Origin of the sequence: Flavobacterium sp. 90, assembly GCF_004339525.1 — a bacterium.
Classification (GTDB): Bacteria; Bacteroidota; Bacteroidia; order Flavobacteriales; family Flavobacteriaceae; genus Flavobacterium.
On sequence record NZ_SMGE01000001.1, the window covers coordinates 2,753,853 to 2,778,358 of the forward strand.

The 24,506-nt window shown below is 33.6% G+C and carries 23 protein-coding genes; 14 read left to right on the forward strand and 9 right to left on the reverse strand.

Going from position 1 to position 24,506, the window contains the following annotated elements; all coding sequences use genetic code 11:
• Window positions 1-528 precede the first annotated feature (528 nt).
• Window positions 529-1,485, forward strand: a complete 957-nt coding sequence (locus tag C8C83_RS11125; protein WP_121328647.1) for a hypothetical protein — start codon at window positions 529-531, stop codon at window positions 1,483-1,485.
• Window positions 1,486-1,577: 92 nt separating this feature from the next.
• Here the strand turns inward: C8C83_RS11125 and C8C83_RS11130 are convergent, their stop codons facing one another.
• The 4 genes from C8C83_RS11130 to C8C83_RS11145 form a co-directional block, all read right to left on the reverse strand.
• Window positions 1,578-3,848, reverse strand: coding sequence for a cation:proton antiporter (locus C8C83_RS11130; protein WP_121328648.1), 2,271 nt, complete (start codon window positions 3,846-3,848; stop codon window positions 1,578-1,580).
• 114 nt (window positions 3,849-3,962) lie between these two features.
• Window positions 3,963-4,682 carry a response regulator transcription factor gene (locus C8C83_RS11135; RefSeq protein WP_121328649.1) on the reverse strand — a complete coding sequence of 240 codons (720 nt, stop codon included), beginning with the start codon at window positions 4,680-4,682 and terminating at the stop codon, window positions 3,963-3,965.
• The gene (locus C8C83_RS11140; protein ID WP_099709751.1) at window positions 4,645-5,403 is read right to left on the reverse strand and encodes a histidine kinase; all 759 of its coding nucleotides are present in this window, start codon (window positions 5,401-5,403) and stop codon (window positions 4,645-4,647) included. Before C8C83_RS11140 ends, C8C83_RS11135 begins: the two co-directional genes overlap by 38 nt.
• 385 nt (window positions 5,404-5,788) lie before the next feature.
• A complete protein-coding gene (locus tag C8C83_RS11145) occupies window positions 5,789-6,118 on the reverse strand; it encodes a multidrug efflux SMR transporter (RefSeq protein WP_121328650.1) in 330 nt (109 codons plus the stop codon).
• 177 nt (window positions 6,119-6,295) lie between these two features.
• Between C8C83_RS11145 and C8C83_RS11150 the strand changes: the two genes are divergently transcribed.
• From C8C83_RS11150 to rpoN, 3 genes are all read left to right on the forward strand, one after another.
• On the forward strand, window positions 6,296-8,653 hold the full coding sequence (locus C8C83_RS11150; RefSeq protein WP_132011750.1) for an MMPL family transporter: 2,358 nt from the start codon (window positions 6,296-6,298) through the stop codon (window positions 8,651-8,653).
• Window positions 8,654-9,059: 406 nt separating this feature from the next.
• Window positions 9,060-10,505, forward strand: a complete 1,446-nt coding sequence (gene asnS / locus C8C83_RS11155) for an asparagine--tRNA ligase (RefSeq protein ID WP_035681772.1) — start codon at window positions 9,060-9,062, stop codon at window positions 10,503-10,505.
• Between the two features lie 128 nt (window positions 10,506-10,633).
• Entirely contained in the window at window positions 10,634-12,094 is a 1,461-nt protein-coding gene (rpoN, locus tag C8C83_RS11160; RefSeq protein ID WP_089353249.1) for an RNA polymerase factor sigma-54, read from the forward strand.
• Between the two features lie 538 nt (window positions 12,095-12,632).
• Here rpoN and C8C83_RS11165 read toward each other — a convergent pair.
• Together C8C83_RS11165 and C8C83_RS11170 are read right to left on the reverse strand one after the other, a co-directional pair.
• Window positions 12,633-13,061 carry a hypothetical protein gene (locus C8C83_RS11165; protein ID WP_121328651.1) on the reverse strand — a complete coding sequence of 143 codons (429 nt, stop codon included), beginning with the start codon at window positions 13,059-13,061 and terminating at the stop codon, window positions 12,633-12,635.
• A 34-nt stretch (window positions 13,062-13,095) separates the two neighbouring features.
• Entirely contained in the window at window positions 13,096-13,686 is a 591-nt protein-coding gene (locus C8C83_RS11170; protein ID WP_121328652.1) for a thymidine kinase, read from the reverse strand.
• A 236-nt stretch (window positions 13,687-13,922) separates the two neighbouring features.
• Between C8C83_RS11170 and C8C83_RS11175 the strand changes: the two genes are divergently transcribed.
• The 10 genes from C8C83_RS11175 (at window position 13,923) to C8C83_RS11220 (ending at window position 22,995) form a co-directional block, all read left to right on the forward strand.
• Entirely contained in the window at window positions 13,923-14,945 is a 1,023-nt protein-coding gene (locus tag C8C83_RS11175) for a hypothetical protein (protein WP_121328653.1), read from the forward strand.
• Window positions 14,946-14,990: 45 nt separating this feature from the next.
• The gene (gene rsmI, locus C8C83_RS11180; RefSeq protein ID WP_121328654.1) at window positions 14,991-15,722 is read left to right on the forward strand and encodes a 16S rRNA (cytidine(1402)-2'-O)-methyltransferase; all 732 of its coding nucleotides are present in this window, start codon (window positions 14,991-14,993) and stop codon (window positions 15,720-15,722) included.
• 7 nt (window positions 15,723-15,729) lie between these two features.
• Entirely contained in the window at window positions 15,730-16,143 is a 414-nt protein-coding gene (locus C8C83_RS11185) for a hypothetical protein (protein ID WP_132011751.1), read from the forward strand.
• 8 nt (window positions 16,144-16,151) lie between these two features.
• Window positions 16,152-16,496, forward strand: a complete 345-nt coding sequence (locus tag C8C83_RS11190; RefSeq protein ID WP_121328656.1) for a HopJ type III effector protein — start codon at window positions 16,152-16,154, stop codon at window positions 16,494-16,496.
• A 201-nt stretch (window positions 16,497-16,697) separates the two neighbouring features.
• Window positions 16,698-18,398 carry a single-stranded-DNA-specific exonuclease RecJ gene (gene recJ, locus C8C83_RS11195; protein WP_121328658.1) on the forward strand — a complete coding sequence of 567 codons (1,701 nt, stop codon included), beginning with the start codon at window positions 16,698-16,700 and terminating at the stop codon, window positions 18,396-18,398.
• The gene (locus C8C83_RS11200) at window positions 18,388-19,668 is read left to right on the forward strand and encodes an MFS transporter (protein WP_121328659.1); all 1,281 of its coding nucleotides are present in this window, start codon (window positions 18,388-18,390) and stop codon (window positions 19,666-19,668) included. The genes recJ and C8C83_RS11200 overlap by 11 nt, the downstream gene beginning before the upstream one ends.
• Entirely contained in the window at window positions 19,669-20,250 is a 582-nt protein-coding gene (locus C8C83_RS11205) for a hypothetical protein (protein WP_121328660.1), read from the forward strand.
• 12 nt (window positions 20,251-20,262) lie between these two features.
• Window positions 20,263-21,183, forward strand: a complete 921-nt coding sequence (locus tag C8C83_RS11210) for an alpha/beta hydrolase (protein WP_121328661.1) — start codon at window positions 20,263-20,265, stop codon at window positions 21,181-21,183.
• Between the two features lie 160 nt (window positions 21,184-21,343).
• Window positions 21,344-21,700, forward strand: coding sequence for a hypothetical protein (locus C8C83_RS11215; RefSeq protein ID WP_121328662.1), 357 nt, complete (start codon window positions 21,344-21,346; stop codon window positions 21,698-21,700).
• A gap of 83 nt (window positions 21,701-21,783) precedes the next feature.
• Complete coding sequence (locus tag C8C83_RS11220; protein ID WP_121328663.1) at window positions 21,784-22,995, forward strand: cytochrome c3 family protein; 1,212 nt, start codon at window positions 21,784-21,786, stop codon at window positions 22,993-22,995.
• Here C8C83_RS11220 and C8C83_RS11225 read toward each other — a convergent pair whose 3' ends face one another.
• The 3 genes from C8C83_RS11225 to C8C83_RS27225 form a co-directional block, all read right to left on the reverse strand.
• Entirely contained in the window at window positions 22,996-23,739 is a 744-nt protein-coding gene (locus C8C83_RS11225) for a UDP-2,3-diacylglucosamine diphosphatase (RefSeq protein ID WP_121328664.1), read from the reverse strand.
• 64 nt (window positions 23,740-23,803) lie between these two features.
• On the reverse strand, window positions 23,804-24,256 hold the full coding sequence (locus C8C83_RS11230) for a 6-carboxytetrahydropterin synthase (protein WP_121328665.1): 453 nt from the start codon (window positions 24,254-24,256) through the stop codon (window positions 23,804-23,806).
• A 31-nt stretch (window positions 24,257-24,287) separates the two neighbouring features.
• A complete protein-coding gene (locus C8C83_RS27225; RefSeq protein WP_165877235.1) occupies window positions 24,288-24,464 on the reverse strand; it encodes a hypothetical protein in 177 nt (58 codons plus the stop codon).
• Window positions 24,465-24,506 lie beyond the last annotated feature (42 nt).

Here is a 24,506-nt window from a genome sequence, read left to right on the forward strand (position 1 = left end):
TTAAAGGTTCTAAGATGGTGAGTTGCTAAGGTGCTGAGGTTTTTAGCTCGCAAAGACGCAATCGTAATCGCGATCTTGTCATTCCGAGGAACGAGGAATCTCCGCACGAAACTAACACAAAGAAAAGCACCAATTTTTGTCGAGCTTCGTGTGTGATTTCTCCCTTCGGTCGAAATGACAGGATTGGGTTTATGATTGCGTTGGATGGATTAAAATCCATCCCTACAATATGTTTTGTTCCTTCGGAACTCTCTGAAGAAAAATTCCGAAGGAATGATCTATTTTGTAGCAACGGATTTTAATCCGTTGAAATGGAAAAGGAAATCAATTTGAAAAAACAAAAATCCCAAATTCCAATCAAAGCGGATTTAGAATTTTATTGTAAATTTTTAAAATTTAGTCTTTAGTTTTTTTTGATAGAATAGATTGAGAAAAAAAGAAATAATTGAGCTTTGTTTACGGGAAGCCGTAAATAACGTATGTTTTTAAGTACTACTTTTATCTCCTAAATGCTAAAAAAAAACTATTATGAAAAAAACAATCTTAGGTTTAGTCCTATTTTTAAGTCTTGTGAGTTGTTCAACAGGTGATTCAGATTCAATTGGAAATGGAGAAGCTAAAGAGGCAAACATGAAAGTTGGCTTTGCAAATTCTAATACTAAAAAAACTGGAAAAGATGTATTAAGAAATACTTTGCCTGTCGAAATAAAAAGTGTTATAGTAACGGCTGTTAATGGTGGTGTTGCGCAAGAAAATGTATTTAATTTAGTTGAAAATGGTACAATTGGAGCTGCAAGTGATTTTATATTAAGAAATTTGAAGACTGGAACATCAGAGTTTTCAGTTTTGACGACTTCAAATGTTGAATCAGCAGGTTGGTATCAGACTGCACCAGTTGTAGAAAATGCATCTGAATCGCTAAATTCGGTATCTCAAAGACTTTTAAATAAAACGCCTTCTATTGTTTATAAATCTAAAGCTACAATAACACGAAATGTTGTTGCAGGAGATAATGATGCAATTCAATTTGAATTAGAACCTTTAAACGGAAGATTGATTTCGTTATTCGCTTTTGCAGAGGATTTAAAAGGACAAGGATATACTGCAAAATTGTTTTGTGGTCAGATTTCTTATGTACTTGGTGCTGATCCTGCCTGGAACTTTGAGTGGAATAAAACACCTGTTGCAATTGATTTTACCAGTGAGCAAATTGTAAGTGATTATTTGTGTTCTGGTGATAAAGTTAATGATGGTTATTTTTGGACTACTAATGCTGGAAACGGAAGGACATATAGAGTAGAAGTTTATGATGCTGAAGGTGCGTTAGTGAAAATTACTGAATTTCAAGTTCCTTATATCAATGGTGTGTCTATTAATAATCTTTATACAATTACTTCTGATGGAATGTTAGACAAATCAAGTACACAATCGACTTTTGTGATTACAGAACTTAATAATCTTCCTTTTGTTACTATCGATAAGTAATTTTTAAAAGAAAAGTAAAAGTAAAAAATCCCAAATTCGAATCAAAACAGATTTAGAATTTGGGATTTAAAATATCGGAATTTATTTTCCGTTTATGGTTTCAAGATCAAAACTGATGGCGTGTTGTTTAACCATGTGCTTTGAGATTCTATTAATTTTTTCCAGCTTTCAAGACTTATAATCATTAAGTTTTGGCTTTCTAAAAATTCCTTTTTTAGCGTTCTGTCGTGCATAATCATAATATGATTTGGTGCAATTTGTTCGATCGAGCGAATTGTTTCCTGAATATCGCGTGTGCTTTTTACTTCGCCGCTTGCATCCAGAACTGTAATTTGCGAGCCATTATTATTGATTAATTTTTTTGCATATTCTATTAAAAAAGCATCTTCTTTACTGAAAATCGGCATGAATACCTGATTGACTTCTTCTAATTCTTTGTCAATAAAAATCCCGACAGGCATTTTACTTTTTGCAATGATATGACGCGTTCTTTCGTCAAAAGGAGAGTTTTCGAACAAACCTTCTTTTCCGGTAAACTTATCAATTAAACGATCCGGATTTACAATTCGGGTTGTGAAACCAAGGATTTTCCCCAGTAAAGTTCCGTCAAAAATAGACTGACCTAAACCAACTAACAATAAATCGTATTCGCCTTGATTTGCCGTGTCAATAATATCAGTGTCAATATCATTGGTTACTTTAAAAACGCTTAACATATTTTGATTCAATCGTTCTGATTCTTCAATAACCGGAACCAGCATTTTACGCTCGTGATCTTTAACGTCAAACGAATGTATTTCGGTACTTAGAGAAAGATGCATTGCGGTTACAATCGAATTATCTCCTTGTTTTTTGACTAAACTATTTGCAATCTGAAGTAGTTTTTTTCCTTTTTCTGGCGTTGCAAAAGAAAGCAGGATTTTGTATTTGCTTTTGTTTCCAATTTCCTGAGGAACTGCGGTCATTTTATCTTTAAAAATAAATCCGATAAAATCAAGCGCGGGACCTGTCATAAAAGTCGTTACCAAAGCCATAATAACCATCATGGTAAAAATTTCTGTAGATAAAACGCCTAAATCATAACCAATATTTAGGACAACTAATTCCATTAAACCTCTTGTGTTCATCAAAGCTCCAATCGCTAAACTGTCTTTCCAGCTTTGTCCGACAAATTTTGCGGCAAAAGCACTTCCAAAGAATTTTCCAACAACGGCAACGGCGATAATTACTCCGGTTACTTTCCATAAATAAGGATCATTCAATAAACCTATTTGTGTACGTAAACCTGTAAATACAAAGAATAAAGGCAATAAAACGATGATGGCAACGTCTTCGACTTTTTCGATAAAAATATTTCTGAATTTGTTGTTTTCCGGCATAATTGCTCCGGCTAAGAAAGCACCAAATAAAGCGTGAATTCCGATTAATTCCGATGCGTAAGCAGAGAATAAAAGTGTGATGAAAAAGATTGCTACAACCGGTTTATTCAAACTTTCGCGAGTTGAATTCAAATCTCCAACGCGTTTCAGGAAAGGGCGAACTATTTTTAGCATTACAATTACATACAAAATAGCCAAACCTATCACATATAAAGCACTTGTAAATGAACCTGCTTTTACAATAGCAATTACAACGGCAAGAATACACCAAGCTGTAATATCATCGGCAGCAGCACAAGTAATGGCGATGGTTCCTAATTTTGTTTTTTGCATGCCTCGTTCCTGCACAATTCTGGCGAGAACCGGAAACGCAGTAATACTCATAGCAATTCCCATAAATAATCCGAAAGAAGCAAACTCAACACCAACAGGGGCAAAAGTATGGTAGATAAAATAAGCCAGAGTTAATCCCAATGCAAATGGAATTACAATACTTGCGTGACTAATTACTACAGCATCATGTGCTTTGTTTTTTAATACTTTCAAGTCTAATTCCATTCCAATCACGAACATGAAAAGAATTAAACCAATCTGACTTAAAAATTGTAGATTTCCTAAAGATTCTTTTGGAAATAAAGCGTGTGAGAATTCCGGAAAATACATTCCGACTAATGATGGTCCAAGGACAATACCGGCAATCATTTCGCCAATTACAGAAGGTTGTCCTATTTTTCTAAAAAACCATCCGAATAAACGGGCAACTAAAATTATAGTAACAATTTGAGCTAATAAAATTGCTAAAGGATGTTGCAGGTTTTCTACCATAGAATGAAGAAAATCATTCCAGTGATTACTTTGAATTTGTTTGTGTACGATTCCGCGTCCTACTTCTAGTGCGGCACCTTTTGAAATTACCCAATATATGAGAGCTGTAAAACCGCCAATAACTGTAATGTAAAATAAGGAGTTTTTTATGTTATTCATAACTCGTTTTTTAGATTTTAATGCTGCAAATATCAGAACTGAGAATTAAGTGAAAAAGGATTTTTAAACCTAATTTTCAATGTATGTAACAAGTCCGAAAAACTTTGTAATAAGTTATAATTTTACCTTTTTCAAAAAGTCAGAACGATAGGTTTCGCTTAAAATTAAAGTACTGTTTTTGTCATTTTTTTCTAAATGATACAGAACAATTTCGTTATGATTGAAGAATTTAATCGCTTTTACAGCAACAATTTCTTTTTTGTTGATTCGGCAAAAATCAGCGTCAGGTAATTCGTTTAAAAGTGTGTCGAATTTAACGTTTTTCAGGTTTAGAAAACTTCCGTCAGTCAGCAAAACTGTTTTATCTCGACTATCACTAATGGCTGTTTTGATATACTGAATCTGATTAAAATACAATAAGGTTTTCCCTTTGTCGGTATTCAACTGGATAAATTTTTTGGAAGCATCAGGTTTTTCAAAACGTTCAAAAGCTTTTGAGATTGCTTTTTGCAAACGTTCTAGTTTTACCGGTTTTGTGATGTAATCTACTGCGTCGATATTAAAGGCATCGGCGGCATATTCTTTATAAGCCGTACAAAAAATAACCAATTTATTATGGAGCAATTCTGCCAGATGCAAACCGTCCATTCCCGGCATTTCGATATCTGAAATCAGTAAATCAAAATCGAGATTCGGAATATCTGCAAGGAGTTTTTCAGGATTATTGAATGTCTTTACGATTTCGATTTCCGGAATTTGTTCGCAAAGCATTTTCAGGTACATTAATCCCGGTAACTCATCGTCCAGAAGCAAGCATTTCAGTTTTGTATTCAAGTAAATCTATTTTTAGATGAGCGATATAAATGTCGTTTTCTACGAATTTATCGAGTTTGAAATTATTCTTATATATAATGCGCAATCGGTGTTCTAAAGTTGCATGACCAAAACCGCTTCGTTCTTTTTTTAATACTTTTTTATCCGAAATTTTATTCGAAACCGTCATAAAAAAACTATTGTCTCTAAACTCAAAAACTACCGAAATAAAAGCATCTGCACTTTGCAAATCAGCGTGTTTAAAGGCATTTTCGATTAAATCAATAGAAATTAAAGGCGCCAATAAAGGTTGTTCGTATAATTTATCGTCCTTATTGATATTGGTTTTGATTTTTAATTCAAAAAGCGGACTAATCTTGATTTTATTGATTTCGATTAGATTCAACGCAAAATCAATTTCTTCTTTAGCGGTGACAAACTTCTTTTTGCTTTCGTATAAAATATAGTCTAAAACATTCGCCAATTTATCCAATGCAAAATACGTTTGATAAGCATGCGATTGAATCGAATTCAGGATATTCTTAAACAAATGCGGATTCAGTTTTGATTCCAGAGTTTCTAACTGCAAATCATTAACTTTCATTTCGAGCGCATAAAAACTCTTTTCGGCATCATCTTTTGCTTTTTTGAATTGCATTAATTGATAAAACAAAAAGCAGATAATGGCGATTAGCAATAAAAGAATTGCCAGAAATATAAAAGTTATTGTGTTGTCTTGCATTGTTATGTAAAGTTAAAAGTTTTTTTGCCCGCGGATTTTACGGATAAAACGGGTTGTCACAGATTTTCTTTTTATACTATTTCAATGAATAAAATTATCTGCTTAAATCCGCTTAATCTGCGAAATCTGCGTGCTATTTTTTTCGCCACGAATTTCACGAATGAGCACGAATTAATATTAAATCAATCTGTGTAGATCTTTTTAATCTGCGAAATCTGCGTGCTATTTTTTGCCACTGATTAGAATGATTAAAAAGATTTTTTCTAATTATTTACTAAAAATTAATCTGTGAGAATCTGTGTAATCTGTGGCATGTTTTATTATTTTAAAAATAAAAAAAAACCGCGTGTATCTGTTTAATCCGCAAGATTCGTGGGTAATATTTCTAATGACTAGAAACAAACTTCAACCCAATAATTGAAGCGATTAAAGTCGAAAGAAAAAATATTCTCCAGAAAGTTGCCGGTTCTTTAAAAATTAAAATTCCAACCAAAACAGTTCCAACGGCGCCAATTCCTGTCCACACGGCATATGCGGTTCCAATTGGTAAAACCTGAGTGGCTTTATATAATAAAAGCATACTGATCGAAAGACAAACGAAAAACCCAATCATCCAGTAAGTTGATAGAATTCCTGTTGTTTCTTTGGCTTTGCCTAAACAAGATGCAAATCCAACTTCAAAAAGTCCTGCAATTATTAATAAAATCCAATTCATTTTCCTTTCATTTTTAAATTAAGTACAAATATGAGAAAAGCTAACGTAGGATTGTGCAAATCATCTAATTTTTCCTAAAAATCACATTATCAAATATGTTAACAAACCGTAAAAACGACCTGAATATTTATGATTTCGAGCACTTTTCACTACATTTGCATCCATTTTAAAGAATTTATGAAAAACGCTGTACAAGTTGGATTTTGGGAAAAACTAGCCAGAATCATACTTAAAAATAGAATTGCGATACTCGTTGGGGTTTCGGCTTTGACAATTTTCCTTGGTTATCAATGGAAAAATCTTGCTATGACCTATACCGAAGCAAACTTGCTTCCTAAAAATCATGTCGCAAATAAAGACTATCAAAAGTTCCTAAGTAAATTTGGAGAAGAAGGAAATTTAGTAGTAATTGGGTTTCAGGATCCGAAATTTTTTACGCCTAAAAATTATGCTGCCTGGAATGAATTAATGACAGGTTTAAAGAATTCTAAAGAAGTTGATTTGGTGGTTTCTTTAAATGATTTGAAAAAATTAGAAAAAGATACTGTTAACGAAAAATTCGTTCTTGCACCTTTTATAAATCAAGATAAAGCGAAAGACCCTGAGTATTTAAAAAAGGTTCAATACGATTTATTTCATAATTTACCTTTTTACGAAGGTTTGCTTTTTAATAAAGAAAGCGGAAGTATTCGTTCAGCAGTTTACATTAATAAAGCACTTGTAAATACAGCCGAAAGAAAAACTTTTATCCTTGAAAATCTGGTTCCGAAAATCGATAAATTCGAAAAAACTACCGGAATCGATTTGAAAGTTTCCGGAATGCCTTACATCAGAACAATCAATGCTGATAATATGAAAGGGGAAATCGGGCTCTTTATTGGCGCGGCTTTACTGACGGTTTCATTGATTTTCTTTTTCTTTTTCCGTTCTTTCAGAGCAACGTTTTTATCCATTTGTATTTTACTTGTTGGTGTAATCTGGTCTTTTGGAACACTTGGATTATTTCATTATAAAATTACGATTTTAACGGCTATTATTCCGCCATTAATTATTGTAATTGGTATTACGAATTGTATTTTCCTGATCAATAAATATCAGCAGGAAATTAAACTGCACAACAATCAGGCAAAGGCTTTGCAACGTATTATTTCTAAAATTGGAGTTTCGACTTTAATGACGAATTTAACAACGGCGATAGGTTTTGCAACATTCATGATTACAGGAAACGACCTGCTTTTTGAGTTTGGTTTAGTGACTTCAATCAATGTGATTTCGGTTTATTTATTGACGCTTTTAATTGTGCCAATTGTGTACAGCTTTATGGATGTTCCGGGAGAAAAACATTTGTATCATTTGACTAAAACGTATATTTCGACTTTATTGGATTTTGTCGAAAATGTGGTAAAAAACAAGCGAAAAGTAATTTATACGATTTACGGATTGTTATTGGTTTTTAGTGTAATTGGAGTTTCTCAAATGAAAGTTTCAGGAAGTTTGATTGGCGAAATGCCAAAAAGTGCTTCTTTCTTTAAAGATATTTTATTCTACGAAAAAGAGTTTAACGGTGTAATGCCGCTCGAAATTATGATTGACACCAAACATAAAAAAGGTGTTATGAAATTGTCGACGATGCGCAAAATGGATGAACTGCAAAATACTATTGCAAGTCTTCCGGAATTGTCAAAACCTGTTTCTGTGGTGAATCTGGTTAAATATTCGAAACAGGCTTTTTATAACGGAAACCCGGAATATTATCAATTGCCAACTTCGCAGGAACAAGCTTTTATTTTGTCGTATGCTAAAAATGCAACAAAAAATAGCAAAGACAATTTAATGAAAAGTTATGTTGATTCGACTGGACAATATGCCCGAATCACCACTTTTATGAGAGATATTGGTACGGATGAAATGGCGAAAGTGGAGAAAAAACTGCATTCAAAAATTGATGAGATTTTCCCGAAAGATCGTTACGAAGTTACCATTACCGGAAAAGCATTGGTTTTCCAGAAAGGAACATCATATTTAGTTGACAACTTAATAGAATCGTTGATTTTTGCGATTTTGGTAATTGCGATTTTGATGCTTTATTTATTCAGATCGTTCAAAATGGTAATGGCATCTGTAATTACGAATATTTTGCCGCTTTGTATTACGTCCGGATTGATGGGTTATTTCGGAATTCCGTTGAAACCTTCTACAATTTTAGTATTCAGTATTGCGTTTGGAATCTCGGTTGATAATGCGATTCAGTTTATGGCGAAGTACAAACACGATTTGATTCAAAGTAACGGAAAAGTTAAACGTTCTGTTTTCAGCGCTTTGAGAGAAACTGGAATCAGTACTTTTTATACTTCGGTAGTTTTGATTTTAGGATTTGCTACTTTCACGCTTTCAAGCTTTAGCGGAACAATTGCGCTTGGAGGATTAATTTCTTGTACTTTGGCATTTGCAATGTTTGCTAATTTATTGGTTCTTCCGGCTTTGGTTTTGACTTTTGAAAAGAAGAAGGCTAAGAAAGAGGATTTGGAAGGATAAACACGAATTTACTTCGTCTGTTCGCTTTCGCTCGAGTCACGAATTAGCACGAATTGATAGTTTGAATCTTTGTCAAAGTTTTGAACTTTGACAAAGATTATAGACAATATTCTTTTTACGCAAAGTTTAGTCCTTGCGAGGAACGAAGCAATCTCATTTGCTAAATCAACTAATTATTTTGTTAGTGTGATTGCTTCGTTCCTCGCAAGGACAAAAAAATAAGAAACAATTGCCTCTTAGAAAAACGAAAAGCCCTAGCCCTGATAGTAGCGGCATCCTTTTTATTGCTCCTTTAGCAATAAAAAGATATAGCGGATAGCGGGAAACAGCTACAAAAATTAATTATTATCGTTTATATTTGCAGTTATTACACAACAAATAATTTAATTTCAATATTATATATAAAATGAAACACACAAAAGTTAAAGACTTATTAAACAGTACGACGACGCTTCAGGAGGTTAATGCAAAAGGATGGGTGAGAACTTTTAGAAATAATCAGTTCATCGCGCTTAATGACGGTTCTACCATTAATAATATACAATGTGTTGTTGATTTTGAAAATACACCGGAAGAAACTTTAAAAAGAATCACGACGGGAGCTGCAGTTTCTGTAATTGGAACTTTGGTTGAAAGTAAAGGTGCAGGTCAGAAATATGAAATTCAGGTTTCTAAGATTGAAATTTTAGGAGATTCTGATGCGGAGAAATTCCCAATGCAGCCTAAAAAACACTCTTTAGAATTTTTACGTGAGAATGCACATTTACGTGTTCGTACAAATGCTTTTGGAGCAATTATGCGTGTACGTTCTGTATTGTCATTTGCGGTTCACAAATATTTTCAGGAAAAAGGATTTGTGTATGTAAATACGCCAATTATCACTGGAGCTGATGCTGAAGGTGCTGGAGAAATGTTTCAGGTGACTTCGTTGCCTTTAGATAATCTTCCAAAAAACGAAGAAGGAAACATTGACTTCAAAAAAGATTTCTTCGGAAAACATACAAACTTAACGGTTTCGGGACAATTAGAAGGTGAAACTTTTGCAATGGCTTTGGGTCAGATTTATACTTTTGGACCAACTTTTAGAGCAGAAAATTCAAATACTTCTCGTCACCTTGCAGAATTTTGGATGATTGAGCCAGAAGTTGCTTTCAATGACCTTGATGACAACATGGATTTGGCTGAAGATTTTATTCAGTATGTGATTAAATATGCTTTAGACAATTGTCAGGATGATTTGAAATTCTTGGAAGGAAGACTTCTTGAAGAAGAAAAATCAAAACCTCAGGCTGACAGAAGCGAAATGGCTTTGTTAGAGAAATTAAACTTCGTATTGGAGAACAACTTCAAACGTGTTTCTTATACGGAAGCAATTGATATCTTGAGAGATTCTACTCCAAATAAAAAGAAAAAATTCCAATATATCATCAACGAATGGGGAGCTGATTTACAATCAGAACACGAGCGTTATTTGGTGGAGAAACACTTTAAATGTCCGGTAATCTTGTTTGATTACCCTGCAAACATTAAAGCGTTTTACATGCGTTTGAATGACAATACAGAACCAGGAAGAGAAACGGTTCGTGCAATGGATATCCTTTTCCCTGGAATTGGAGAAATCGTTGGTGGTTCTGAAAGAGAAGAGCGTTACGATGTTTTGGTTGAAAAAATGAAAGCTTTAGAAATCGATGAAGAAGAATTATACTGGTATTTAGACACCAGAAGATTTGGATCAGCGACTCACGCAGGTTTCGGACTTGGATTTGAGCGTTTGGTATTGTTTGTAACTGGAATGACAAACATTAGAGACGTAATTCCTTTCCCGAGAACTCCTGGAAGTGCGGAATTTTAATCTGAGGTTCTAAGGAACTGAGGTACTAAGGTTCTAAGTTTTTAAAATATAAATAATTTAAATCGAATTAATTCGTCAATATAAGATGCTCAGAGCCTTAGAAGCTTAGCATCTTAGCAACTTTTTATATGCTAAAGCAATTTTTAAATTTAAAATTATCCCAAAAATTATCTCCACAGCAAATTCAGCTGATGAAGTTAATTCAATTGCCTACGCAAGCTTTTGAGCAACGTTTATTAGAAGAAATGAACGAAAACCCGGCATTAGAAGCTGGAAAAGAAGAAGAATACGAAGCCGATGAATTCGCCAATGAAGACTACGACGATTATGATGATGCTGAATCTGACAGAATAGAAGCAGACGACATTAATATTGACGAATACTTAAGCGACGATGATACTCCGGATTATAAAACTCAGGTGAATAATTACAGTGAAGACGAAGAAAGAGAAACACCGTTTGCTTCTCCGATAAGTTTTCATCAGGATTTAATCAATCAGTTAAATACTTTTATTTTAAATGATGAAGAACGCGAAATCGCCGAATTCCTTGTTGGAAGTATTGACGATATGGGTTACATCCGCAGAAGCGTTCCGGATATTGTAGATGATATGGCGTTTACTCAGGGTATTTATACGGATGAGAAAATGGTCGAAAAAATGCTTCAGGTAATTCATGAATTAGAACCTTCGGGAGTTGGAGCGCGTGATTTGCAGGAATGTTTATTATTGCAATTAAAGCACAAAACGCCAACAGAATATGTTGATTTAGCAATTGATATTATCGAAAATCAGTTTGATGCTTTTACCAAAAAACATTACGATAAACTGCTTCAGAAATATGGTGTTTCGAATGAACAGCTTAAAAAAGCGATTCACGAAATCGAAAGACTAAACCCAAAACCGGGCGGATCTTATACCGGAAACAACAAAGTAACTGAAAATGTGGTTCCAGATTTTGCCATCAGAATTGTTGATGGAGAATTAGAACTGACTTTAAACGGAAGAAATGCTCCGTCTTTGCATGTTTCTAAAGATTATCAGGAAATGATGCAGACGTATAAAGATTCTCGTGATAAATCATCGGCACAAAAAGATGCGGTTCAGTTTATCAAACAAAAACTGGATTCGGCTAAATGGTTTATTGATGCAATAAGACAACGTCAGGAAACACTTTTTGTAACCATGAATGCGATTATGCATTATCAGGAAGAATACTTTTTAGACGGCGATGAAACGAAACTAAAACCAATGATCTTAAAAGACATTGCGGATATGGTTGGTTTGGATATTTCGACGATTTCGCGTGTTGCAAACAGTAAATACGTTGAAACACCATACGGAACGAAACTAATCAAAGAGTTTTTCTCTGAAGCAATGAAAAACGATCAGGGTGAAGATGTTTCGACTTTAGAGATCAAAAAAATTCTTCAGAATACAATTGAAGAAGAAGATAAAAAGAAACCTTTACCAGACGATCAATTGGCAGAAATTCTAAAAGAAAAAGGATATCCAATCGCCAGAAGAACGATTGCAAAATATCGTGAACAGCTTGATATTCCGGTGGCAAGAATGAGGAAGAAGATTTAAAATTTAAACATTTAAATTTATTTTTTTTACCATTAAGAGATTAAGAAAAATTAAGCTTCATATCTAATAAGAAACGCGACAGATTTTAAAAATCTGTCGCGTTTTGTTTTATATCGTCATCGCATATTAAACCGGATTAAAATCCGGCCTTACAAAATAGTTCGAGCCGAAGGCTCTTTAAAGTTCCGAAGGAACGATTTATATTGTAGGGCTGGACTTTAGTCCAGTTTAGATGTAGAGTTTTTTTTAAATTGCACGAACAACATTATAACATCATTTATTATTCCGTAGGAATATTTGATCGGTAGAAAAAAATATTGAAATTTTCGAATCGTGTCCTGTAGGGACACTTGTTTTTCATGTAATTAATCGCAAAACTGCCATTCGATTGTTCAAACGTTCCTACAGAACGTATATTCACAAACCAATTTAATTGTCTACCAATGAAACATTCCTACGGAATGACCAATCTTTTTTAAACAACAAACCCGACAAATTTTGAACTTGTCGGGTTTTATTTTATAATGGAACTTCTGAATTATTTATATTGTTCAGGCGTTATCGTGATCTCAAACAAAAAGTTTTCCTTTTTGTCATCATAATTATAAATCAGAGTAAAATCATTATCACGAAATGTTTGAAGTCCGGGATTTGCTTTAACGGTGCTAAGCAGACTTTCTTCGATATTTTTCTTTATCGTTTCGATTTCTGCCGTTTCTTTTTCTACATTAAGTAAAGTCAAATTGTATTGAACGACTTTATCTTTTGGTAAAGTAACATTGTCCAGGCGAATTCCTTCCTGGATAACTAAAGGGCAATTCTTATTGTACTTCGCAACTAATTCAACCATTTCTGTGTCAGTAACAGGCTCTTTAAAAGAATAATAAAAGACAAAAACTAATGATAATGCTACAATTGCACTTATTACTAAAATAATTAAATTCTTTTTTGTTGTAGGTTTCTGCATTTGTAGTTTGTTTTGTTGTGAAGAGAAAGCAATTTTATTTATCCTGAATCTTTTTCATGGCGTTATAATACGCGGCACGACTTAACGGTTCATATTCTTCGGTTTCGCCAAGCATTACTAATTTGTCATTGTCAGTTTTACGGAAACTGTAATTGGCAAGATTTCCTGTTCTGGTACAAACGGCATGAACTTTAGTTACATATTCGGCGGTTGCCATAAGCGCTGGCATTGGTCCAAAAGGATTTCCTTTAAAATCCATATCAAGCCCTGCAACTATCACACGAATTCCCTGATTAGCAAGATCATTACAAACGGTAACAATCTCATCGTCAAAAAACTGAGCTTCGTCAATACCAACAACGTCGCAGCCTTGTGCTAAAATGGAAATATTAGCAGCGGCAGGAACCGGAGTTGAGCGAATTTCGTTGGAATCATGAGATACCACCATTTCGTCATGATAGCGGGTATCAATGGCAGGTTTAAAGATTTCGACTCTTTGTTTGGCAAATTGGGCGCGTTTTAATCTGCGGATTAACTCCTCGGTTTTACCCGAAAACATTGATCCACAAATAACTTCAATCCAACCAAATTGTTCTTTGTGATTTACTGTATTTTCGAGAAACATTTTGTATTTTTCTACCTTTAAAAATGAATAGTTTTTATTACTTTGTACTGGTAATAAATTGACGCAAAATTTTGATGTTTTACGTTTTTTCAAAAGTAGAAAATTTTTATCAAATCGGAGATTCGCAAACGCTTATTAACAGAAATAAAAAATTGTTCTGCGAATTTCATCCCAGAATAAAAACATTCGAATACAAAATATACTAAAATACCCTATTCACTATAATTTCAACAGTTATGAAAAAAAAATTGGAAGCCGATTTAATCAGCATTGCACATCGAATTTTAAAGCTTAAAAATAAATCCGATATCAATCAATTATATCTTGAAACACAGAAATTATATGAGAAATTAGCGGTGCTGAAGTTTGTAGACGAAAACTTTGATACTGTAAAACCAACAATCACGCACAGTGAAATTACTGCTGAAGTTGAAACAATCTTCGAAAAAGATGATATTGCTCCGGCAGAAGCTGTGATCGAAACTCCAATTGTTGCAGAAGAAATTGTAGAAGAAAAAATTGCAGAACCAGCAATTGCTGAACCTGTAATTGTTGAAGAAATAGTTGCTGAAACTCCAGTAGAAGTAATTCCTGAACCAGTTGAAGAAATTGAAGAGGAAGTTATTGAAGAGCCTGTAATTGAAAAAGTAGAGGAGCTTGAAGCAATTAAAGAAGTTGAACCTTTAAAAGAAGAGAAAGCCTCATTTGAAGAAATTTCTTTTACAACAATTAGCGATCTAAAACCAATTCCGAATTTTATTCCAGCTTTTGAATTAGATAGAGAAGCAGAGAAAATAGAAGACAAAGTAGAGGAAAAGGTAGAAGTTACAACAAAACCAGAACCTGTTTCTATTTTATTTGAAGATTTCGGAATCAATTATGCTGATGCTGAATTTGTAAAAGTAGACAGCTTTGAAGCCGTTTCTCCAACTCCCGTAATCAGCGAATTTAAAGAGAAGAAAATTGTAGAAACTGTAGTTCTAGAAACTCCGGCAGAACCAAAAGTGGTTACGTTAAACGAAAAACTTGCAAAAGGTTTTCATATTGATTTAAATGACCGTATTGCTTTTACCAAGAATCTTTTCGGAAACAGTTCTGAAGATTATAGCCGCGTTTTAAACCAATTACTAACTTTTGATTCTTATACTGAAGCCGTAGATTTCATCGAAAATATGGTGAAACCGGATTATAATAATTGGGTTGGAAAAGACGATTACGCAGAACGTTTCTTAGGAATTGTAGAGAAAAAATTCTCATAAACACGAATTTCATATCTCACATTTTACATTTCACAATAATAAAATATGTCTAAATTATATATCGTTCCAACGCCAATTGGCAATCTTGAAGACATGACTTTTCGTGCCATTCGGATTTTGAAAGAAGTCGATTTGATCTTGGCGGAAGATACCAGAACGAGTGGAAAATTGTTGAAGCATTTTGAAATTGGTACGCACATGCACAGCCATCATATGCACAACGAACACAAAACAACCGAAAACTTAATTGCGCGTTTGAAAGCCGGCGAAACCATTGCCTTGATTTCAGATGCTGGAACTCCGGCGATTTCAGATCCCGGATTTTTATTAACGCGCGCTTGTGTCGAAAATAAAATAGAAGTCGAATGTTTGCCTGGCGCAACCGCTTTTGTTCCAGCTTTAGTAAACAGCGGATTGCCAAACGATAAATTTATTTTTGAAGGTTTTCTGCCTGATAAAAAAGGACGTCAAACTCGATTTTTGGCTTTAGCCGAAGAAACACGAACAATGATTTTATACGTTTCGCCACATAAACTCGTTAAGACTTTAGCTGAGTTTATTCAGTATTTTGGCGAAGACCGACAAGTTTGTGTTTCAAGAGAATTGTCAAAACTACATGAAGAAAACGTACGCGGAACTGCAAAAGAAGTTTTAGCGCATTTTGAAAAAACAGCACCACGTGGCGAAATTGTTGTAGTCGTTGCCGGAAAAACAATAACAAAAGAACCTAAGAAAAGTAAGTTTTCGAAGGATGAACCAGAAGAAGACGAAGATTAAATTATTTATGAAAAAAATAATATTTCTCTTTCTATTGATCAGTATAATTTCTTGTAAGAATAAAGAAATTGATCATTCTAAAGATGATGACACTGAAATTCAGAAAATAGGGCATCTTTATCAGCCAGAAAAAATAAATACAGGACCTGTTAAAAGCGATATTGATCTAAATAAGAAAAGTTATGAAATAAATCTTTTCAATAGTGATGTATTAGAAAAAGACATGAAATTTTTAAAAGGCCATTCTGCGAAAATTGCAATTTTGTATAGGAATTTTTTAATACAAAATGAATATAATTATAATGACATTATAGTTAGAATTCATCAGAAAAATAACAATAGTTATGATTTTAAATATTCTGAAAAGCAATTGTTAGAAATAGAAAATAAAAGACATTTAAATCCATCTGAAAAAAAATAAAGCATAACATGAGCATACAAGCCTTTTTAGAAAAATTAAAACAAACTCCAACCGAAATAACACTTCCTGAAACTATTGCTGTAATCGAAGAAAATTACAACTTCACGCCAACAGCTTTTCAAAACGGAACTCAACATAATGCCGCCGGAGAAAATTCTGGTTCATGCAAATTGTTTTCTTTCGCGAAGTTGCAAAATCTAAGCAAAGAAGAAACTTTAGCTTGTTTTGGAGCTTTCTATTTTGAAGAAGTTTTAGGCGATCCAAGCGGAACAAATCACCAAAACATTAGAAACTTTATCAACTTAGGTTGGGACGGAGTTAAGTTCGAAGGAAATGCTTTAGAAGCAAAATAATGCTGAAAACCTTTGTCAAAATTTAAAACTTTGACAAAGGTAAAACCGAATATTTTTTGCCACAGATTTCACAGATTAACACAGATAAAAAATCCTTTTTAAATCCTTTAATCTGTGGCATTAGAAAAAAAATACCTTTCTGATTAAACGATTTTCGATTTTTACAATCTAAAATCAACACTCTAAAATCTAAAATCAACCATGCGTTGGACATTAAAAACAAAACCTTCTCAAGATAAAATCAAACATTTGGCGCAAGCCTTGAATGTAGAAGATTTTGTAGCAACACTTTTGATTCAGCGTGGCATTGAAACTTTTGACGATGCTAAGAATTTCTTTCGTCCTTCATTAGAACATCTTCATGATCCTTTCCTGATGAAAGACATGAATAAAGCCGTTTCCCGAATCGAACAGGCGATTGAAAATCAGGAAAACATCTTGGTTTTTGGCGATTATGATGTCGACGGAACAACGGCAGTTTCTTTGGTTTCTTCTTATCTAAAATCTCATTATCCTAATATTGCCACATATATTCCAGATCGTTATCTTGAAGGTTACGGAATTTCTTTTAAAGGAATCGACTTTGCCGATGATAATGGATTTACGTTAATCATCGCTTTAGACTGTGGAATAAAATCCATTGATCATATTGCTTACGCGAAAGAAAAAAACATAGACTTTATTATTTGTGATCACCACAGACCAGGAGAATTTCTTCCCGATGCGGTTGCGATTTTAGATCCAAAAAGAGAAGATTGCACGTATCCATATGATGAATTATGTGGTTGTGGCGTTGGTTTTAAATTAATTCAGGCTTTAGGAACAAATAGAAACGAAACGATAGAAGATTTAATTCCGTATCTGGATTTGGTTGCAACAGCAATTGCAGCGGATATTGTACCGATAACGGGCGAAAACAGAGTTTTGGCTTACTACGGATTGCAAGTTATTAATTCAGATCCAAGACCGGGAATTAAAGCTTTGGTACATCAGGTAAAAAAGAAAACGCTTGATATTACCGATGTTGTTTTTATTATTTCTCCCCGAATAAATGCTGCCGGAAGAATCAAACACGGTAATCATGCTGTTGAATTATTAACAGAATTTAATTTTGAGCAAGCGCAACAATTTGCTTCAGAAATAGAACAATACAATTCAGACAGAAAAGATCTGGACAAACAAATTACGAAAGAAGCTTTTCAGCAAATCCTGGCCAATAACGAACAAGACCGATTTTCGACAGTTGTGTTTCAGGAAGACTGGCATAAAGGCGTTATTGGAATTGTAGCTTCACGACTTATCGAGACTTATTATCGACCAACTTTGGTTTTTACCAAAAGCGGTGATAAATATGCGGCTTCTGCCAGATCTGTAAAAGGATTTGATGTTTACAACGCTCTTGATGCTTGTTCTGAACATTTAGAACAATTTGGAGGACATATGTATGCAGCAGGAATGACGTTGAAAGCGGAGAACTACAAAATCTTCAAAGACGCTTTTGAAAAGCAAGTGCAGGAAACCATTTTGCCGGAAATGCGAACGCCGGAAATAGAAGTTGATGCTGAAATTAACTTTAGTGATATTACTCCAAAACTAATTCGGATTTTAAAACAATTCGAACCTTTTGGACCGCTGAATATGACGCCTGTTTTTATGACCAAAGAAGTAAAAGATACAGGTTATGCCAAAACTTTAGGCGCGGAAGAAGAACATTTGAGACTTTTTGTAAAGCAATATAATTCAGATGGAATAGCTGCAATAGGTTTTGGATTGGGAAAAAAATTAGACATTACAAAAAATCAAAATACTTTTCAGCTGGCGTATTCGTTGGCTGAAAACGAGTGGAACGGAACCGTTTCGACTCAACTTATGCTAAAAGATATTAGAACAAATGACGAATAAAATAGAAAAGCGAGATCCTTATCAGGCATTGCGCTACAGAGAATTTAATGTTTTTTTATTATTGCGTTTTGCCATGGTTTTTGCCTGGGCGATGCAGTTTATTGTGATCGAATGGGAAGTTTACAGTTTAACTAAAAATCCACTTTCGCTTGGGATTATTGGTTTAATGGAAGTTATTCCCGCCGTTGGTATGGCATTATTTGCCGGACATATTGTCGATCAAAAGGAAAAGAAAGGATTATTGGTAAAATGTATTCTGGGATTTTCTGTAATTAGTTTCGGATTGTTTTTACTGACGTGGCCAAAAGTGGTTGGTGATTTAGCGCCAACGATTGTTTTATATTCAATTTATGCTTTAGTTTTTTTAGGCGGATTAGTACGAGCCTTTCTTGGTCCAACTATTTTCTCTCTTCTATCGCTGATTATTCCTAAAAAAGCATATCCAAATGCTGCAACTTGGAGTAGTTCGGTTTGGCAAATTGGTGCTGTTATGGGACCGGCGCTGGCTGGATTCTCAATTAACTGGATTGGCGTTCACTGGTCAATGTGTATCGTTTTTGGATTCTCAATACTTTCCTTAATTGCTTTATCGCAAATCAGTAAAAAACCAATCGTAAATCCTAAGATTGGAGAATCTATAAAAGACAGTCTTACAGAGGGTTTAACTTTTGTATTTAGAAACCAAATCGTTTTAGGCGCCTTATCGCTTGACATGATTGCAGTACTTTTTGGAGGTGCAGTTGCGTTATTACCTGTTTTTGCTCAGGATATTTTAAAAGTTGGCGCAGAAGGTTTTGGTGTATTGAGAGCTGCTCCGGCGGTAGGTTCTTTCATTACGATGCTCGTTTCTGCTTATGTGCCTTTGTATGAAAATGCAGGAAAGAAACTTTTAGTAGCCATATTTGTTTTCGGATTATCGATCATTTTATTCGGTCTTTCTACGTCATTCTGGCTTTCTGTTTTTGCTTTATTTTTAAGCGGACTTGCTGACGGAATTTCTGTAGTAATTCGTCAAACGATTTTACAGCTTAAAACTCCCGATCATATGCGCGGAAGAGTTGGTGCAGTAAATTCAATTTTTGTTGGATCTTCTAATGAATTGGGTGCTTTTGAAAGTGGTGCAACCGCTAAATTAATGGGAACTGTAACTTCTGTTGTTTTTGGAGGAAGTGTTACTCTATTGACTGTTATTGTAACAGCATTAAAATCGCCGACATTCAGAAATTTAGATCTGAATAAAGAGATGGAGGAACATCATAATCAGGAGTAAATGAGCAAAATTAAAAAGATACTTTTAAGGACTCATCTTATAACATTAATTATACTTTTAATCAATTTTATAATTAATGTTGTTTTCGAAATTGGTTTAATTTCCAATTTGCGTTTAGTTCTTAAAATTCTATTTTATGCTTCAGCCTGTATTTTGTTCTTTTATAATGTGAAGCCTTTTAAGAAAAGAGCTCTATATTTTTCCGTTTACATTTTTTCGCCTTTTTTTATTTTTATAGGTTGGTTAATCGATGGAATTTTTGGTGCTATTTTAGGATCTGTTTTTCTTTTTTTCTTTGTTCCGAATGATACCAGATTTGAAAATGATCAAATTCAAATCAATACAAAATTTCAAGGGTTTTTAGGTTCGTGTTGTAAATATGAAGTCATTGAAAAGAAGTATTTTTTATTCGAAAGAAAGATTGGTGAATTTCAATCTGAAGAAGATCTTTATTTTAAAAAAGAGGGTGTTAAAATTCAGGAAAATATTTTGCAAATGCATCTTGTTTTGAAAGATTACGATCAAGAAAAAGATCGTTACTTCGCAAAAGATACTATCATTTATGCCGTTTTAAAACACTAATTTTTCAAATTGATGAAATCATTTCTTCTTGCTTTCGTTTTAACAATATCCTTTTTCGCAAACGGACAAAATCTCTACATTAAAACATACGGAAATAAAAAAGATAAAAGCATTATTTTTATTCACGGAGGTCCAAGTGGTAATTCGACTTTATTTGAAGGTACAACGGCTCAAAAATTGGCTAATCTTGGGTTTTATGTAATTGTTTACGACCGAAGAGGCGAGGGAAGATCTTCAGATCCTGATGCGAAATTTACTTATGCAGAAGCTTTTCAGGATTTAAATACCATTTATAAAAAGTATAATTTAAAGAAAGCGACTCTTCTTGCACATAGTTTTGGCGGATTGGTTGCAACCCTTTATACCGAAAAATATCCTAAGAATGTGAGTAAGCTTATTTTAGCAGGAGCTTTATTTTCGCAGCAAGAAACTTATGATCACATTTTAAATTCTTTGAAGAAAAAATATTTGAAAATTAAGGATTCTAAAAACCTCAATAAAATAGCTTACGTAGAAAAACTGGATAAAAACTCGGCAGGATATAGAAAACATTGTTTTGATTTGGCAAGTGATAATGATTATTTTAAAATGCCAAAGCCAACCAAAGCATCAAAAAAGTTATATGCTGATTACGAAGCAAGTGAGTTTTTTAAAACTAATATTCGAAATAAAAATGCTCCGCTACTTTTTTACCAAAACGAAAAGCAAAATAATATCGACACAAGATCGTCTTTAAAAAAGATAAACGCGGAAGGTATTTCTATCTACGCCATTTATGGAAAAGACGATGGTGTTTTTTCACCGGCACAAATAGCTTCAATTAAAGATTTGGTTGGTAAAAATCATTTTGCCTTTTTGGATAATTGCTCTCATTATTTGTTTGTAGATCAACAACAAGAGTTCTTATCTAAAATTAAGCAGTGGTATAAGTAATGTTTTTAACAAAACCAAAATGCTATAAGTAAATTTTAGGCAAACTGCTCTTAAAGCGAATTATAGGACTCAAACGCTTAAAATTTTATCTTTTTTATGATTTTTTTATTTAGAATTAATATAAATAATATTTATATTTGTTGGAATAAAACGATTTACGATGAGAGAAATAGAGCAAATATATCATAACAACTTCGGAATAGCTTTTTATTGGAAAAAGCAAAATGAAACCATATTAGACAAAGTTCAGTTAGTGTTTAAGGAAACTGGGTTTTATTTTACAGTTCAGGAATTGAATCATTTTTGTGATTTAATTGAAGATAGTATGATTGAAAATGCTTGTTGCGAAGCTTGCGAATTAAAATATTCATGCCATAAATTCTTATTGAAAACACCTTGTTCTGCTATTGATTTGGCAGTTTCAATGACAGAGCTTAAATCGATTAAAGATTTAGTTGAAGGTTCTTTATTTCGAATTGATTTGGATGAATATGTTTATGGAGTTGGGATGAATTAAGAAACATTCTAAATATTTTAACAACAATTTTTCATTATTGAAATATATTTTGATTTTATACAAAAAAAAGTATATTTACAGCAATGAAAAAAACACGCATTCTTTTTGCTATAGTTGTTTTAGCGGTTTTCTTGTCAAATTGCACAAACAAATCTGATGAATATATTGATCCTCGCGGTACTGATTACGCAGGTTCTGAAAGTTGTATTGATTGTCATAAAACGCAATATGATATGGCTTTGCAAAGTTCTCATTTTAAAGCAACTGCTCCTGCAATTTTAGGGAATGTTTTGGGTGATTTTGATTCAAAAAATCACGTTTTTATCTACGATAAGAATACCAAATTGGTAATGGAAAAGCGCAACGACAGTCTTTATCAGGTTTTGTATAAAAACGGAAAGGAAGTTGAGGCGCATCGTTTTGAGATTGTTTTTGGTGCTAAACATGCACAGACCTCAGTTTATTGGCGTGAGAATAATACCTATGAATTACCGGTTTCGTATTATAGTTCTATAAATAATTGGGCAACAAGTCCTGGATTTCCTGCTGATAAACCTTATTTTGATCGAATGGTGATGAAGGATTGTTATTCTTGCCATGCTTCAAATATTAGCAGTCGAAATGTTGGACAGAAATCGACAGAAAAAAACTTCATGTCTATGGATGTTGAAGATATTATTGATCGAAAAACCATCGTTTACGGAATTGATTGTGAGCGTTGCCATGGACCAGCGAAAGCGCATGTTCAATTTCATATTAAAAATCCAAACGTAAAAGTTGCTAATAGCATCACAAGTTATAAAACATTAAACAGACAACAAAAGCTTGATGCGTGCGCACTTTGTCACGCCGGAAATGACGGAATGAAAATAAAATCCCGTTTTGATTTTAAACCCGGAAGTGTTTTATCTGACTTTTACAGAGAGACTCGAAGTATTACTGATACAGCAAAATTTGATGTACATGGAAATCAATTTCGTTTGATGTCACAAAGCAAATGTTTTATCAAAAGTGAAAAAATGGATTGTATTACATGTCACAATCCGCATGAAAATGCTTCTAAGAATCTGGCTTCTTATTCTAAAATATGTATGAGTTGTCATCAGGATTTCAAGCATAATGAAACGACATTAAAAACGATGTCAGGAAGCTTATTGGCATCTAATTGCGTAGAATGTCATATGCCTAAACAATCATCAGGTGCAATTAAATTCCAACTTTCGAACACGAAACAAATGTCGAATTATGTTTTGAGAACGCACAAAATTGGAATTTATCCGACGAATAAAAAATAATTATTGTTCGAATTTTTGAAGTTCAAAAGTTTCACCGTCAAAAACTCCATAGGTAAAGTAGCCAATCCAGTCGCCCAGATTTACATATTTAGATTCTTCTCCAACAGGAAGAATCATAGGTAAATGGCGATGCCCAAAAATGAAGTAATTATAATGTTTGGTTTCGAGTTTGCGTTTTGCATACAAAACAAGCCATTCGTTTTCTTCGCCTAAGAATTTTACATCTTCATCTCCTGAAATCAGTTTGTTTTTAACCGATAAATATTGTGCTAAACTCACACCAATATCGGGATGTAACCAGCGGAAAAGCCATTTTGAAAACGGATTTGTAAATACCTTTTTCATTCTTTTATAACCTTTATCGCCGGGACCTTTTCCGTCACCATGACCAATCAGGAATGTTTTTCCGTTAAAAGTAAATTCTTTGTTATCGTGATAAACAGGAATATTCAATTCGGTTTGAAAATAATCATTCATCCATAAATCATGATTTCCCACGAAAAAATAAATCGGAATTCCGCTGTCACGAATTTCTGCTAATTTTCCTAATACACGAACGAATCCTTTAGGAACAACAGTTTTGTATTCGAACCAAAAATCAAATAAATCTCCTAGTAAAAAAATAGCTTCTGCATCTTGTTTTACAACATCTAACCAAGCTACAAATTTTTGTTCGCGCGGCAAACTCAATTCAGGAGTTGGAGCTCCAAAATGCTGATCAGAAGCGAAATATACTTTTTTCATGTATTGTGAGATGTGGTTTGTGAGATGTGAAACGTTTTACCTTTTACAATTTACTTTTTTCTATTTACAAATTATCAGAAGCATACCATTCTGCAAATGAAGATTCTGTTTCTTGAAGTTTTAGTGAGAAAAGAGAAATATCTTTTGGTAAACGTGCAATGATTCTTTCAGCAAAATCTACAACCATATTTTCACTTGTAGGCTGATAATCAACTAAAATAACGTGATGTCCACGATTTTTTAATTCATTTGCCAATTCGATATGCGGAGTTGTTTCGTTAAAAACCGTTGCATGATCAAACTGATCAACGATTTCTTCTTTTACAATTTTCTTTAGATCCGAAAAATCAATTACCATTCCGAATTTTACATTTGATCGATCCATAATTGGCGAACCAATAACGGTAACCGACAATTTATAACTGTGGCCGTGAACGTTTTTGCATTTTCCATCGTAACCATATAAGGCGTGACCGGTTTCGAAACTAAATTGTTTTGTAATTCTGATATTACTCATCGATTTGAATTTTAGGTTGCAAATTTACGAATTAATAACCGTTTTTGTCTCTTTTTTTAGCACGGTTATACATCCAGTAAGCAATTCCTACTAAAACTACAAAAGGAAGAAATGATCCAATCAGTACGCCAATTTGATAACTGCTGTCCGGAGCGGTCTTAAGTTTCTCTGCAACATCGACTTTTTGGAATAATGAAATGATATACATGTTTAGTAAAATTTGATTTTTTAATAGTATACTGAACTTTGT